Genomic DNA, 14,893 nt, shown 5'->3' with positions numbered 1-14,893 from the left:
CATCTGTCATTTCAATTAAGCTTTTCATCGTATTATATGGAAGAACAAGTCCTAAGTCACCAGGAACCGCTTCTTTTAATGTGGGTTCAATAAACCCTTCACGAATTCTCTTTTCAGTGGAACGACGACCCTTCAATAAATCCCCGTATCTTTGCACAATAACGCTTCCCATGCTAAGCTGATTCGCTAGGTGAGATATTTCATGAGCATATTCATTTGGCTGATCAAATGGCTCAGAAAATTGATGAGAAACCAAAAGAGCAAAGTTCGTATTATCACTGCCAAGAGCAGGATCTTTATAGGAGTGACCATTTGCATTCATAATTCCTGTATGATTTTCCACCACTACATGGCCGGAAGGATTACTACAAAATGTACGTACTCGCGTTCCGACCGATGTGTTGAAAACAAACTTTCCTTCATATAAATATTTATTAATTTCCTCCATTACAATGTTTGACGTTTCCACACGAACCCCAACATCTACTTGATTCGATTTCATATGCAAACGACGCTTTTTTAAAATTTTTGTAAGCCAAGTTGAACCATCACGACCAGGCACAATAACCACTTTATTTGCCATGATTGTCGTGCCATCTTTTAGAAGAACACCGCAAATAGTGTCCGTACCATTTTTCTTTTCAGTTAAGATGTCCTCTACTTCTGTCTTTAATCGCATTTCAATTTTCGTTTTCAAATATTCATAAATGCTCTTTAATATTTCTAAATTTTGTTCTGTTCCGAGATGACGAACTTTTGCACGTAAGAGCTTTAACCCAACTGCATAACCTCGCTTTTCTATATCTCGTACTTCCTCTGTTAGGGGATCTGTGATTGTATGTGTTGCACCGTGTTCTAAATTAATTTGATCCACATAATGAATTAAATCTAAAATGACAGAAGAATCCAAATAATCTGTCATCCATCCACCGAATTCGCTCGTTATATTAAATTTACCATCTGAATAAGCACCTGCTCCGCCAAATCCATTCGTGATACTGCATGCTGGTAGGCAACCAGCATGGTCTTTCTTTCCAACAGGAGGTGGACATTTCGTAATTTTCTTTTCTAAAATTGGACAATTTCTCCGGTAAATATCATGCCCTTTATCAATTAATAGTATATTTGCTCCCGGCATTTTCAAAGACAATTCATAGCATGTGAAAATACCTGCTGGGCCAGCACCAATTACTATTACATCATAATCATATTTCATGTCTGTATTCCCCCCATATACGTTCAGTAAAAAATCCTTTCTAAAGGTAACATGGAAAGTACTGATTGTCAATTTTCACGAATTATATCGAATACAAAATGTTTAATGTTCGTTTTGACACTATATTTTTTTATATTTGCCCTATGTAATCCCTATCTATACAGAAAGAACCGATTAATGGACCATTAATCGGTTTCATTGATGACGCTCTATAGAACAGTTTAGTGAATCCAAGATGCCCCAATAATAATTAAAAGAATAAACAATACAACAATTAATGCAAATCCAGATCCATAACCATAGCCGCCACAACCAGATCCATATCCCGGATATCCATATCCATACATAGTTTTTCACTCCTTACAGTATAATGATAATCTTTACATGGTAAACTATGCCGGACAATCCTAGTTTGGTATGTGCGTTTGCCTATAAAAAAAAATCTCTGCAAAGCAGAGATTTTAAAGTTCTTCATTTATTTGAAGCGCTGCTGTTTTCTTTAGTTTGCGTCGTTCCATGAACATCGTTTGAATTGCCATAAAGGTATTTCCCGCCACCCAGTACAAACCAATAGCAGAAGCTAAATTAAATGACATGAAAAAAATCATAATCGGCATCGCATACATCATCATCTTCATTTGCTGGCTCATCATTTGATTATCTGATGTATTCGGTCTTTTGTTCATTACATAATATTGAAAGAAAGTTGCCACTGCAGCAAGAATCGGTAATATGTGATTAGGATCTGTTTGCCCTAGACTAAACCATAAAAAAGTGTGTGCTGCAATGTCCTTTGTTCGAATAATAGCATTATATAGTGCCATCAAAATGAACATTTGAATTACTGCTGGAAGACAGCCCATCGCAGGATTAATCCCTTGTTGTTTATAAAGGTTCATCATTTCTTTATTCAACTCTTGCTGGGTTTTTTGATCCTTTGCACTGTATTTTTCACGTAACTTCTTCATTTCAGGCTGCACGAGCTGCATTTTCCATTGATTGTCATTTAAAGATATGACAAGTGGTGTAAGAACAAGACGAATCAAAAGCGTAATTCCAATAATACCAATTCCATAATTATCTTGAAACAGATGAGCAATTTGGGTAATGACAAAAGAAATAGGGTACACAAAATAATGATCCCAAAGTCCCGTGCTCTGTGGTGTAATAGCCGATTTCGTACTACATCCTGTCAAAAACAATATAAACGTAAGGGGTAACATCCCCAATAGTTTTTTCAAGTTATTTCCTCCTCGTTACTTTCGGTTTGTAGTTAGAACCTGTAACGAGGGTATTCCATCATCATCATTTTCCGGAGAAATTTTGTGCCGAATGGACATAATGATTTGCTTCCGTGCATCAAGCATCCATACATTTGCTGTTAATTCATACGATTGCCGAACGGATGTATAAAAGGACATACGTCTATGGGAATCATATATATTAGGAAGCTCAGAGAATAGACGTAAAGACCATCGCCCACTAATAAAAATCGTACTAAGTATCGCAATTGTAATCATCGTTTCCCCATAGTCAACAAGAAAGCCTTCTATCATCATATTCTCCTCTGCCTCCTTTCCTATATTTTTCTTCCCTAAACACGATGTTTATTGTATCCTTGGTGTTTTCAATTTCGTTACCATTGTGAGGGAGAAAACAAAAAATGTCAATTGTTTGTTACAGGAACTACAATATGTTGAAATGATTTGACATCGAATAATCCTAAATCTGTTAGTTTCAAGGACGGTATAACAGGTAATGAAAGAAAAGATAATGTTAAAAATGGATTAAATGTTGAAGATGCACCTATTTCCTGTAAGGCCGCGTCAATCTTCTTTATCTGTTTGTACACATCCATATAGCTCAAATCTGACATTAAGCCAGCAATTGTAAGTGGAAGTTCTGCTATTGTTACTCCATTATGAACAACGACTAAGCCACCTTGCATTCGTTCGAGGGAATGAATAGCCGCTAACATATCTACATCGTTCGTTGCAACTGCAATTATATTATGAGAGTCATGTGCTACGGTAGTCGCAATTGCCCCGTTTTTCAATCCGAATCCTTTTACGATTCCAAGTCCTATATTTCCAGATGCAACGTGCCGTTCTATCACAGCCATTTTTAATAGGTCATGTTCGATGTTTGGAACAAATTTTCCTTCTTTTGTATCCACATTCACTATAAGATGATCCGTTAATAAATTATTTGGAATGATTCCTATTACATTCGCTCTCGTTGCATCGTTCATTTCAATAGCTATATCTTTTTCTGTAATGGATGGTATATGTACCGTCTGCTTTATATGTTGATGATTTGCTCTTTGCTTCGATTCACCTACGTATACTCCATCTTTTGCAACAAGCTTTCCTTTCTTATATACAGATGAAATCGTAAAGTCATGTAAGTCATCAAGTAGTACTAAATCTGCATCATATCCAGGGGCAATTGCTCCTTTATGATGAAGTCCGTAGCACTGCGCAGCATAAAAACTCCCCATACTGATTGCTGTAATAGGAGATAGTCCATGTGAAATTGCAACTCTAACGTTATAATCTACACTACCCTCTTCAATCAAATCATCCAAATGCTTATCATCTGTGCAAAATAAACAACGATGTGCATTTGCTTCTGTTACAGCATCTAATAAAGATCGTAAATTTTTTGCAACAGATCCTTCTCGAAGCATCACGTACATTCCGAGACGTAAGCGAATGAGCGCTTCTTCTTTTGTTACACACTCATGATCCGTTAATATGCCTGCTGCACGATACACGTTCATATCCTGCTCTGTCAACCCAGCAGCGTGCCCATCTATTTGCTTAGTTAGTAGTAGTTTATCAAGCATTTCCTCTTTTGCATGTAATACAGCAGGAAAGTCCATTACTTCTGCTAATCCTAATACTCTTTTATGGGATAAAAAGGATTGAATGTGTTCAGCTTCTAGAATAGCACCTGCATTTTCAAACGGAGTTGCAGGAACACAGGATGGCAGCATGACAAAACAATCTAACAAGCAGTCTTCTGAATCATCTAACATAAACTGAATCCCTTTTGTACCGACGACATTTGCAATTTCATGTGGGTCCGTGACTACGGAAGTAACACCATGAGGAAGGACAATGTGGGAAAATTGGTTTGGCGTAACCATAGAAGATTCAATGTGAACATGAGCATCAATTAGTCCAGGAGAAACATAGCGACCGTTAGCATCAAATTCTTCTATACCTTCGTAATCTCCAATTCCTACAATCACGCCATCTGTGATAGCAATATCACCTTTTACTATTTCCTTTGTAAACACATTAACTATATTTGCATTACGAATAACCAAGTCAGCGCGTTCTTTTTTATTAGCAACGTTAATCCGTTTTCGTAACAGTTGTTTCGTTAGCAAGATGAACACTCTCCTTTTTTATACACGAGAATAAAAGATGGTGCGTCCATCAGTTTTTATTCTCGTAGTCAAGCTATTTAAGGTAGCTTGGTAGAAACGCACGGACCTTATTTCCGAGAGTATACGAGAACATTGTTTCGCTATGATATTTTTAGTATTGTAGCGTATTCGAATACAAAAGACAAGTTAATAGATAATTCATACATATTGTCTGCAAGCATGAGCATATAGTATAAGGAGTATGAGGAGGGTAAGCTATGACAATAGAAAAACACGCTTTTGACGCTAGCTTGTACGAGCAGTTAGCCTGTTATTACAAATATCGAAATCCGCAAAAGTACGTGGAATATTATTACAAACATTATGAAGCGGTGCAGAAACTAGTACAGGCTTATGAACAAGGACGAATTACCCCGCAGCAGCCCATGCAACAAGCGAAAGTACGTGTATTACATGCGTCCCCTAATGCACCAACAGTTGATATATACGTAAATGGCCAGCAGGTTCTCCAAAATATTTCATACAAACAATCTAGTAACTATATGTCCTTACCACAAGGACAATACCGCATTGATGTATATGCAACAGGAACTCATACATCTCCAATATTTTCAGCATTAGTGCCCGTAATGAACAACAAGGTGTATACGATTGCTGCTGTAGGAGATAGCAGCAGTAAACTTCAACTACTTCCTTTCATCGACAGCACTTATTTACCTTACGGTGACGGGAAAATTCGTGTGGCTCATTTATCTCCGGATGCACCATTAGTTGATATTGCCTTTAAAAATGGCGAAACGTTATTTTCTAATCTATCCTATAAACAAATCACTGAGTATTTGCAAGTCACATCTGGAACGGCAGATTTAGAAATTCGTGTAGCTGGAACGAAAGAGATCATTCTAGCTGTACCGAATTTGAAAATACAGCCAAATACATTGTATACAATTTATATCATTGGTTTTGCTACGCATTCTCCAAAATTGGAAACCATTCTTCTTACAAACTAAAAAGTCTACAAGTTAATTTGTAGACTTTTTAGTTTGTAAGTAAGTAAAGACTCATATTATGTATTTTTGAAACGTAATATGAAAGCTAGTACATTCTTCTGTAGATTCACATAAGATTTGGCCATCATGTTTTTCCACAATTTGCCTACACACAAATAAACCAATACCAGTGCCAAGCTTTTTTGAGGTGACAAATGGCTCAAAAATCATTTCAATTTGATCTCTTGGAATCATAGGGCCATTATTTTGAATGGTAATATCTATCGTATTCTTATTTTCCCAAGTACTGATTGTAATTTTTCTATCCTCTGGTATGGACTCTAATGCGTCAATACTATTCATAAGGACATTTAGAAAAACTTGTCTTAGCTCACCATGATACCCAACCATTTCTATCGGCGTCGATATATTTTCTTGAACCTCAACATTTTTATCTACAATACTTGGATATAAGAAATGAATAATTTCATGAAACATATCATTTAATAGAAATTTTTCTTTTTGTTCACTCGTCTCTCTTTTCGACACGAGCAAAAATTGCGAAATTCGAAAATTCAATTGTTCTATTTCATGTGAAATAATGTCTAAATAAGGCATAGAAGAATGCTCATCCCGTAGTAGTTTTACAAACCCCATAATAGAAGTTAGAGGATTTCTAAATTCATGTACAAAGCTTGCAGACATTTGTCCAAGAATTGTCAGTCGATCCTTATGTGTTTCACTAATGTATCTCTGTTGATTTTGCAAATTTTGTGCAATAATCGCAGAATATCGAAGAACGGTATAATACGTTAAATGGTCGAAAAACCTGTGAACTTTATCAATTAGCGGAAGCAACTCAATCGCTTTAGCATCGAATGTACACATTTTTTCAAACAATGCATTTCGTCCAATGTTCGTATTATAAACAAAGTCCCCTATGTTTGCCTCTGCCTTCACTCGTTCCAATGCAATTTTATCACACATAGGCTGCATATCCTTTAATTCCATTTCTTCCATTATTAATGCTTTTAATAAAAATAGTAATTTGTCTCCATTTACTAAGATTTCATCTCGAAAAGGATCGTTATCGGAAACAATAAGCTGTTTTTTCCAATCCAACAGAAAATCTTTTCTTCCATTTTCTAAGTAATCACAAAACGCTAACTCGATGTCACTTAGCATATAATAACCTCCCATCCCCTCCGTTACGCACGATTGAGCGGTATAGCGGACTTCTGTTATGAAAAATGGTACCATATAATAATTGCGTTACTATCATTGTAACATTATAAACCTATTATATTTTAAAAATTGCTTTACGAATATATTTTTTGATACATGAATTGAGAAGAAAAATCAGTATTTTTACTAGAATACAACGCTTTTGTTCTTTTGCAAAGTAGAAAAGACCAACTTCTTGCGGGAATTTTCACTTTCTTTGCCGATTTCAGACTTGTTTTGTCGTCATAGAAGGGAAATACAAAAGAAAAGAGAAAACCTACTACAAACAAGGAAGAGGAGGATAATAATGGAAATTAAAACTCCGATGGTAGCTGAGAAATTAGGTGTAAGCCCAAAGGTTGTCATGCGTATCGTACAGCAACTGCAAATCAGTTTACAAAAAAACAAAAATGGTCATTATGTTTTTTCAGATGAACAAGTAAAACAAATTGAAAGCTATAATGCTTCCTTACAAATACATCCCGAACATGAAAACTCTAAACAAACTGGTGTCACTCGTGAGGACTTTCAATCTCTTATACATCTCATTCAAAATTTGGATAAACGCGTAAGTAGAACAGAAGATCGTATACAAGAAAAGGCAGATGATGTAGTAAATTATCAACTGCTACAACATAGAAAAGAACTCGAGGAGTTGCATAAACATATTATACAACTCGAAAACCAGCTTGCTACTAATGAACAAGCGAAAGGTTACAGTAAGGAATTACATGAAGTGAAAACCGAACCAACAAAACGCAAAAAATTAAGTTTAAGTATGTTTGGGTTATAATCCTAAGTAGCATCATCTCGGAACAAAATCATTGCTGGTATTGTTAGAAGTAACGATAATAGGATTATTCTGACAAAGTAATCCTATTATCGTTATTACTTAATAACTGCATAGCGTAGGCATTTGTTTTAATTACATCGCGAATTTCTTTAATCGAGTAGATATGTTTCATCCCCTCATATGCATTTATCATGATTGGGACGCCAATCATCACTTCATTTATTCTAAATTCCTTGTCTAGCATATCTATTTTAAACCCCAAAAAAAGTAAATACATATACATTCTCTTCGTGACAACAGCAATATATGTAGAGGCTTTTGTTTCTAACGCATGAATAAATAAAGTTGCTGCAAGTCGTTTAAAATAACCATGTCCTCGAAATTGTCGTTCAATCATAAATTTTCCAATTTCATATAGGTTTTCTTCATGTGGATTTACAAAAATACTAGAAGAAAATTTATAAAAATACTCTGAATTAGATTCTTGTGGATGCACATACTTTGCACATTCTACAGTACCAATGTATTTATTACTATCGCCCTTTAATAAAAATCGCTCCGGCTGTAAACTTCGCTCAACAAATTGAATATTTCTCTCTTCACAAAAATCTCCCCAAAGTTGTTCAAAAACGAAATGATCTTCTTTCGTTTGAACTCTATGAAACATAATTCCCCTCCATCCTGTCTACTAATTTTTCCTAGCTCTTACTATTTGATAGCGTTTTCATTACTTTTACTATATTCGTATCTTTCTAAAGATGCAACTAAAAAAATTTGGGTCTTGTCTTATTGAATTGTAAATATCAAGCTAAAGCTAACCATCTTTTTAACAATTCCATCATTTCATATTTCCCCTTAATCTTTACTTCTTCTTGATTGGTTTTATAAGGATAGAACTGCAGAAAGATCCCACACCCACTTTCTATTTTTTTCGGATGAACTTGACTGCCAGGATAAACACATACTACTTCGTGGATTGCTCTTCTTTGATAGTAAAACTTCCCCTGTTCTTCATGTACATATTTGATAGCCCAATATTTATACATCTGTTCCGTCGCCTTCGTATTTCCAATCGATTGAAATATGTTGTACATCGGACTATACTTCACTTCAATTATGATAGTTGATTGGTAGTTCCATTTTCCTTCCTCCATTTCATAATAATCGAGACGAATATCAGGTTTTTTTGTGTCTTCTCCGTTATAAAAATTACTGTTTTTACTTAGTGCTATAAGAGGATGTGTTTCAATCAACTCATTGTATACAATTTTCACCATTTTCTCATTGTAATGTAGTTCCACAACTGTGCCTTCTTGAAGTCCATCCATGTAGAAATAAGTTTGAATTTGTTCCAAAATAGGGCGCGCTGCAACAAAACCGATTTCCTGCAGTAGATAAAGTAATGATACATATACATAATATTCGTAAATCAAAAATGTAGGTTTATATACAAGTAGAAAGGATGGAGTATATTCTTGTATGTGTCCATCGCTAAGTTCTAACAGATTCAAGCATTGACGAAATGCAATCGGCAAACTTAAAAAGGAATTAACGTGGGCTATTTTCATATTGTTCCAAAATGGTAGTTGTAATCTGTGCTTCATAAAAATGAGGAATTCATTAACCAAGCTATAAATCATTCGATACTCTTGTTTATTCACATTTAGTTTTTTTCTCTCGGTATCCTTAACTAGATATAAGTTTCTATATTTTTGTTTTTCTCTCTCAGTAACAGATCCATTTTTTTCAATTGATTGTATAATAGTTTGGAGTGCCTGCTTTTCACGTATTCTCACATTCATTTCTTGTTCCAGCTTTTTAATTGTATCCTCTAGAAACCGTTCCATGTGTTGAATCTGAGAGAGGAACCTGGCGAGATTATATTTCACATACTGATGTGGGAGACTTTGCCTCGTTGTAAACATTCGATTCCAGAGTTTTCCCTCTTTTTGTAAAGGCTGTTTTTCATTTTTTCGAATTGTTCTAGCGTTTGGTTTTCGTGATGAATAGTTATACTGATAGATTGCCGTAAAAGAATCTATCTTTTCCACTATTAGAATATGTTTTTTTATCATAGGTATCCTTTTTAGCAGCAGACGAATCGTTTTCATATAGGAAGAATCTTCCAGATCCGTAAACATTCGAAATGTTTTTTTATATTGGCCACGATCAAGTAGAAGATTATTCCATACTGATTGTACCGTATTTTGTATGAGTGATAATTGCACATCATTAAAATTTTTCGGTACAATTTTGATGGCAGCCAAATATGTTTTTTTCCCTATTCGAATTTCAAAATGATACAGTCCACATCTCCACGGATACACATGTTCTGTTTTTCCGTGTTCGTAAAGTAGAATCTGATTTTGTTTTTGGTTTAAATGATAACAATTATCTAGTCCCTGCTTTTTCCCATCATATACTTTATTCCAGATAAATGTTACAGAAACATCTTGGTTGGTATGGAGTATCAAACGCAATGGTTTGAGCTCTTGTATTTCATATATACAATTCAATATATTTGCAACCGATTCGCTAACCTTGTTTAGCGATACAATTTCAGTTCGTTCTCCTCCCCCAACATGTATTTGTAATTGAAAGGGAAGGATTGTGTCACTATCTACAATTACTGTATACACATCATTATTTAACATATCCAAACAACTCCAACTCTTTTGCCTTTTGTTTCAGCAAGGAAATACTATTAGAAAATGATGAAACTTCTTGAGCAAATGGTGATTGTAACAAATGTAACAGCGATGATTGACCTCGGTTTTCTTCGTCAACAAACGGCCGTACAACTGCATCAACGCCTCTTATTTTAGTAAGTAGTCGTTGTAATACTTGTATGTCCAACGCTTCTTCTCTCGAAAGTAACGGAAAGTGATCTTCATCAATTGGAATATTAATTAAATAGGTAGAAATCGCTGCAATCGTTCGAAATGACACACCTTTTGTTGGATCTACTTTCTGCAAGGAAATATGTAACCGATCAAAAAACTCAAGCTCCTCTTCAGAAAAAACAATTGAAAATGGCTGCCTGCTAACCCACTTCTCTCTATATTCATTAGTAGAAATAGAATTGTATACATATTTTTTATCTTTCTTCATAAAAAATGATTCGCGAAAGGAAAGTTTTTTTAATATCACCATATTTACGCGGTCTAATAAACGATCCGATAGCTCTTTCGTTGTCTCATCAAAATTAACAGTACCAATAAATATAATATTACGACCGATTTTAATGGACGAGGGGACACGCGTTATTTCTGCATCCGTTTTATATAAATGGAGAATCCGTTTTTCTTCTTCCAGTTCTAAAAGGGAAAGAAAATTTGTAAACCAATGCTCAATCGTCGATAAGTTCATCTCATCAAACACAATCATATAGAGCTGTTCTGGATGATTTGCAGCTTCTAACAAAAGCGAAATAATTCCATGTTCACTTTCAATATACATTCCATTAGGATGTAAATAGCCAAGTAAATCTTGAGGCTCTTGAATACTAGGAGATATGGGGACAAAAAGGAAATGCTTGTTATATTGTAACCCAAGTGCTTCACCATATATCTGAGCCAACTTAGATTTACCGATACCTGGCATCCCTCCAACAATGGTAATCGGGCTAGTTTTCAAGCAAATATGGAAGTTATAAATATCTAACTCATCCAAATAGAGCTCTTTTTCAAGTGCTAGTTGCTTTATATTGTGTAAAAATTGGATTTCTTTTTCATCGGTCCCATTATAAGTAATAACAGCATTATCCTCTACCATAACTTTTTTACCGTATTCCTGTACAGTTTTAAGCAATTTATGAAATGTATCTGATGAAACAAAGTAAAGCGTTTCATCTACTTGCATTTCGATATAAGTAGACCAGTTTTCTACATCTAGATAAAGAGCCTCCATTTTTTGCTCAACAAACATCATTGCACTCATGGATGACTTTAATTCAAGGTTCCCATATAATCGACCGTCTTTTATCAGCATTTCGGGCATCCCGAAATCACTCGTATATTTTGGTAGAAAAATTGAGGTGTATCCGTTTGCTAGTTTCCGATCTAATACCGCCCTCGTTTGTCCTCTTTGTAATAAAGGGGCAGGAATAATTTGATAGGAATTTGCTACTATTGTTTTTTTTGATTGAAGAATTTTAACATGGAGCTGTTGATTTCCATACTGTAATCCAAACATAATGAGACTCTGTTCACGTTCTAAGTTATTTGTATGGGAAAAAAAGGTGTCGTTGTGTTTGTTGGATAGTAATCCAGAAAAAATGGGCTGCTCTGACGAATCCAATTCGCGCAGGAAGGATGGTACCGGAGATAAGCATTGTATATAAAAATGCGTGTGATCTTGCTTTACAAACTTGCCCACAAACACCATATGATGCAACCGCTTCCTAACTGTTGGTTGAATCGTTTGCCAAAGCTTCACATATATAGCCTCCTTTACTATTGCTTTACCCAGTAGAGAATTCGAAAATATGGCGGCGTAAACGAGAAAATTTTTCTCCTATGCCGCCTATTATCGGGGGCTATGTGTAGTACATTATAATGTTTGGGCATTTTTCTCACGTTCTACAATATTTTTTGCTACACGCATTTTCGTTACGGAATATTGAAATGTACTATGTTTATCTAAATCTTCTTCAAGAATAATCTTACTAAGAGCCGCTACCGTACCAGCGAGGTGTTCAATGGAATCCCGTATGTGAGCATCGTGGTTCTGAAAGGATTCATTGCGAATCATCACTAAAATGTCCTGTGCCAAACAAGTAATACGTTGTAATTGTTTTTGTTCTTCCATGATTTCAACACTCCCTTACATTGGATTTGTCATTATCTAGATGGATAGATAGTACTATTCTATTCGACAAAGTATCAATTCTTTCCTTGATGACAGATTTAATTAAAAAAAAATAAAAGCAGATCTCTCTGCTTTTGTTACGGAAATCCTTTTGTTTATAAATAATCCATCACTTAGCGTACTACTTTCTTGTTATCCATGTATGTAGGATAGCAGCATATTCTCGTAAATAAGAAGCCATGATGATCTTAGAAGGCGTTCGAGCAGCTAATCCATCAGCGTTTAAACCTATCCGATTCGCAATCCATTTAGATCGATACAAATGGTAATCATTCGTTACGATTATTATATGTTGTAATTGGAATTTTTTTTGTGAAAATAACAGGTTCTCATATGTACTTGTAGATCGGTCTTCAACGAGAATTCTATCATCTTTAACTCCGTTTTCCAGTAAATATTGCTTCATCGCAAGAGCCTCTGCTACAGGCTCATTATCGCCTTTCCCTCCTGATACAATTACTTTCACGTGCGAATGTTCCCTCATATAAGTGAGAGCCGTATCCAGTCTTTCCTTCAAAGATTGCGAAATTCCTTCTTTATACACCCTTGCTCCTAACACTACCAAATATTCTGCATGTTCTTTCGGCCTTTTCTTACTTGCTAAAAAAATAAGAAAAGAAGCAATAAAAATGTACATACAAGAGACGACAATGATACTGAGCAGGACTAGTTTCATCTATCCTATTCCTTTCTATCCTATTTCGAGTGATGCATATAAAGTAAGATTGATAGTTTTTTACCAATTATAACATATGCAAAAAAAGAGATGCTGCAATAATAGGATTCGCATCCTTATTGCAGCATCTCGCCCTAATCTATGTTCTATTGTTATTATTGAATATCAATCACCTTACGTTGTTCTTCTGTTTTATTTGTTTTAGGTAAAATTACTTCAAGAACACCGTCATTATAAGAGGCTTTGATTTGTTCTTCATCAATTCCATCCACAACAAAACGTCGCATATAAGTACCACTATATCTTTCCTTACGAATATAGGATTCATCTTTGTTTGTATCTTCTTTCTGACGAGAGGCTTGAATTGATAGCACACGATCTTGATAGTCCACTTGAATTTCTTCTTTGGAGAAACCGGGAAGATCAGCGTGCACAATATATGAATCCTCTTTTTCTTCGATGTCAGTTGCAAATGATTCTGTTAACATAGGCTTGAAAAAGTCCCCATTCCACATATTCCATAAGGAAGACTCAAGTTCCATTAAACCATTGCGACGATTCATCAACTCTGGTAATAACTTTCTCATTTTCCGTCTCCTCCTTGTTATTTGTGAAAGATTTCTCTTTCTGTTATTAGTATAAAACTTTGGTCAAAAAAGGTCAAACAAAAAAGCAATCTTTTTTAAAGAATGAAACCATTTTTTCACATTAGAAAAAGACCGTTTCACTACCTAATAACGGTCTTCCCCTTTTTTCAGCCAATTTACAAAAAAGATATAAGACTGATAATGCAAACGCCGAATGAAACCTATAGACACTAGGAGAATCAGTCCAGTAGCACTGTATATAACAATAAATTTCATTATAAGGCTTATCCCCAATGGAAAGAAAAAGAACTGTTGCAATACAAGTATAACTACAAGTTGCTGTGCAAAAAGCGGGAGATGCTGCCACTCAAATGGCAACCCTCTTTTCTGTAAAGCTCTTTTTATCGGAATATGAGAGAATTCGGTCAATCCAAGGCAAAGGATTGTCCAGAAGATACCCACTATCATGCTATCCCTACTTTCTACTTCGTTACAAGTAAGTTCATATACTCGTATGCCTACAGAAGTAAATCCTTTTCATAGCACTCTACTACCATTCCTTCACCATTTAATCTATGTAATATAAATATATCCCAACTTCCTTCAATTTATGAACGGTATACAAAAAGGAAGATGTAAGAATGGAAACAACGTTTCTCCTCCCTCATCTTCCTTTTAGCAAAAAAAGATTACCTAATCTTATCGAACACTAGAATAGGACTGTTTTGTTATTTCTTGAAACATATTCGTATCGTATTTATTCTCCATGTATATTTGGTGCCATACCATGAAAGATAGAACAGTCCAAATTTTACGGCTATAGTCGCCCTTACCAGCACAATGTGCTTCCAGTAAATTCAATACATATTGTTTATCAATACAATAATCTGTTCCACTTTCCATAATAATAGAAACTGCCCAGTCATGCATTTCATTCTTCAACCAATGACGAATTGGTACTGGGAAACCAAGTTTTTTACGATTTAATACATGATCAGGAACTACTCCTTGCACTGCTTCGCGTAAAATGGCTTTCGTTGTACCATTTGCAATTTTAAGCTCCGTTGGTATCTTAGAAGCAACTTCAAATACTTCTTTATCTAAAAACGGTACTCGGAGTTCAAGTGAATGAGCCATTGTCA

The 14,893-nt window shown here is 35.2% G+C and carries 15 protein-coding genes and 1 riboswitch; of the genes, 2 read left to right on the top strand and 13 right to left on the bottom strand.

Annotated elements, in window-relative coordinates:
• The 5 genes from AC11ZT_RS04370 to ade all read right to left on the bottom strand — a co-directional run.
• Positions 1 to 1,216 (bottom strand): NAD(P)/FAD-dependent oxidoreductase (locus AC11ZT_RS04370; RefSeq protein WP_484058432.1); only part of this gene is annotated, 1,216 nt, incomplete at its 3' end.
• Between the two features lie 221 nt (positions 1,217 to 1,437).
• A complete protein-coding gene (locus AC11ZT_RS04365) occupies positions 1,438 to 1,563 on the bottom strand; it encodes a YjcZ family sporulation protein (protein WP_484058431.1) in 126 nt (41 codons plus the stop codon).
• Positions 1,564 to 1,677: 114 nt separating this feature from the next.
• Entirely contained in the window at positions 1,678 to 2,457 is a 780-nt protein-coding gene (gene yidC / locus AC11ZT_RS04360; RefSeq protein WP_484058430.1) for a membrane protein insertase YidC, read from the bottom strand.
• Positions 2,458 to 2,472: 15 nt separating this feature from the next.
• Positions 2,473 to 2,775 carry a hypothetical protein gene (locus AC11ZT_RS04355; RefSeq protein ID WP_484058429.1) on the bottom strand — a complete coding sequence of 101 codons (303 nt, stop codon included), beginning with the start codon at positions 2,773 to 2,775 and terminating at the stop codon, positions 2,473 to 2,475.
• Between the two features lie 107 nt (positions 2,776 to 2,882).
• Positions 2,883 to 4,616, bottom strand: coding sequence for an adenine deaminase (gene ade, locus AC11ZT_RS04350; RefSeq protein WP_484058433.1), 1,734 nt, complete (start codon positions 4,614 to 4,616; stop codon positions 2,883 to 2,885).
• A gap of 42 nt (positions 4,617 to 4,658) precedes the next feature.
• Positions 4,659 to 4,760: riboswitch (purine riboswitch) on the bottom strand.
• Between the two features lie 110 nt (positions 4,761 to 4,870).
• On the opposite strand from ade, the gene AC11ZT_RS04345 reads away from it, so the two are divergent.
• Positions 4,871 to 5,623, top strand: a complete 753-nt coding sequence (locus AC11ZT_RS04345; RefSeq protein WP_484058428.1) for a DUF4397 domain-containing protein — start codon at positions 4,871 to 4,873, stop codon at positions 5,621 to 5,623.
• A gap of 51 nt (positions 5,624 to 5,674) precedes the next feature.
• On the opposite strand, the gene AC11ZT_RS04340 is transcribed toward AC11ZT_RS04345, so the two are convergent.
• Positions 5,675 to 6,787: a histidine kinase N-terminal domain-containing protein gene (locus AC11ZT_RS04340; RefSeq protein WP_484058427.1), complete on the bottom strand. Its 1,113-nt coding sequence runs from the start codon at positions 6,785 to 6,787 to the stop codon at positions 5,675 to 5,677.
• Between the two features lie 346 nt (positions 6,788 to 7,133).
• Between AC11ZT_RS04340 and AC11ZT_RS04335 the strand changes: the two genes are divergently transcribed.
• The gene (locus AC11ZT_RS04335; protein ID WP_484058426.1) at positions 7,134 to 7,619 is read left to right on the top strand and encodes a chromosome segregation protein; all 486 of its coding nucleotides are present in this window, start codon (positions 7,134 to 7,136) and stop codon (positions 7,617 to 7,619) included.
• Between the two features lie 64 nt (positions 7,620 to 7,683).
• Here the strand turns inward: AC11ZT_RS04335 and AC11ZT_RS04330 are convergent, their stop codons facing one another.
• The 7 genes from AC11ZT_RS04330 to AC11ZT_RS04300 all read right to left on the bottom strand — a co-directional run.
• Positions 7,684 to 8,286 carry a GNAT family N-acetyltransferase gene (locus AC11ZT_RS04330; RefSeq protein WP_484058425.1) on the bottom strand — a complete coding sequence of 201 codons (603 nt, stop codon included), beginning with the start codon at positions 8,284 to 8,286 and terminating at the stop codon, positions 7,684 to 7,686.
• 136 nt (positions 8,287 to 8,422) lie between these two features.
• The gene (locus AC11ZT_RS04325; RefSeq protein ID WP_484058424.1) at positions 8,423 to 10,273 is read right to left on the bottom strand and encodes a hypothetical protein; all 1,851 of its coding nucleotides are present in this window, start codon (positions 10,271 to 10,273) and stop codon (positions 8,423 to 8,425) included.
• Complete coding sequence (locus AC11ZT_RS04320) at positions 10,263 to 12,056, bottom strand: hypothetical protein (protein ID WP_484058423.1); 1,794 nt, start codon at positions 12,054 to 12,056, stop codon at positions 10,263 to 10,265. The genes AC11ZT_RS04325 and AC11ZT_RS04320 overlap by 11 nt, the downstream gene beginning before the upstream one ends.
• A gap of 114 nt (positions 12,057 to 12,170) precedes the next feature.
• Positions 12,171 to 12,428 carry a hypothetical protein gene (locus tag AC11ZT_RS04315; protein ID WP_484058422.1) on the bottom strand — a complete coding sequence of 86 codons (258 nt, stop codon included), beginning with the start codon at positions 12,426 to 12,428 and terminating at the stop codon, positions 12,171 to 12,173.
• A gap of 181 nt (positions 12,429 to 12,609) precedes the next feature.
• Positions 12,610 to 13,164, bottom strand: coding sequence for a YdcF family protein (locus AC11ZT_RS04310; RefSeq protein WP_484058421.1), 555 nt, complete (start codon positions 13,162 to 13,164; stop codon positions 12,610 to 12,612).
• A 155-nt stretch (positions 13,165 to 13,319) separates the two neighbouring features.
• Positions 13,320 to 13,751, bottom strand: a complete 432-nt coding sequence (locus AC11ZT_RS04305; RefSeq protein WP_484058420.1) for an Hsp20/alpha crystallin family protein — start codon at positions 13,749 to 13,751, stop codon at positions 13,320 to 13,322.
• Positions 13,752 to 14,450: 699 nt separating this feature from the next.
• Positions 14,451 to 14,893 (bottom strand): asparagine synthase-related protein (locus tag AC11ZT_RS04300; protein ID WP_484058419.1); only part of this gene is annotated, 443 nt, incomplete at its 5' end.

The organism is Ectobacillus sp. (genome assembly GCF_056992975.1).
Note: the sequence above shows the minus strand (reverse complement) of the source record. Positions and strands in the feature narration are given on the sequence as shown.

Excerpts from the sequence above, each read along its gene's own strand:
- AC11ZT_RS04330 (WP_484058425.1), bottom strand. The coding sequence starts at position 8,286 with ATGTTTCATAGAGTTCAAACGAAAGAAGATCATTTCGTTTTTGAACAA.
- AC11ZT_RS04345 (WP_484058428.1), top strand. The coding sequence starts at position 4,871 with ATGACAATAGAAAAACACGCTTTTGACGCTAGCTTGTACGAGCAGTTA.
- AC11ZT_RS04335 (WP_484058426.1), top strand. The coding sequence starts at position 7,134 with ATGGAAATTAAAACTCCGATGGTAGCTGAGAAATTAGGTGTAAGCCCA.
- AC11ZT_RS04325 (WP_484058424.1), bottom strand. The coding sequence starts at position 10,273 with ATGTTAAATAATGATGTGTATACAGTAATTGTAGATAGTGACACAATC.
- AC11ZT_RS04305 (WP_484058420.1), bottom strand. The coding sequence starts at position 13,751 with ATGAGAAAGTTATTACCAGAGTTGATGAATCGTCGCAATGGTTTAATG.
- AC11ZT_RS04310 (WP_484058421.1), bottom strand. The coding sequence starts at position 13,164 with ATGAAACTAGTCCTGCTCAGTATCATTGTCGTCTCTTGTATGTACATT.
- AC11ZT_RS04315 (WP_484058422.1), bottom strand. The coding sequence starts at position 12,428 with ATGGAAGAACAAAAACAATTACAACGTATTACTTGTTTGGCACAGGAC.
- AC11ZT_RS04365 (WP_484058431.1), bottom strand. The coding sequence starts at position 1,563 with ATGTATGGATATGGATATCCGGGATATGGATCTGGTTGTGGCGGCTAT.
- AC11ZT_RS04340 (WP_484058427.1), bottom strand. The coding sequence starts at position 6,787 with ATGCTAAGTGACATCGAGTTAGCGTTTTGTGATTACTTAGAAAATGGA.
- AC11ZT_RS04355 (WP_484058429.1), bottom strand. The coding sequence starts at position 2,775 with ATGATGATAGAAGGCTTTCTTGTTGACTATGGGGAAACGATGATTACA.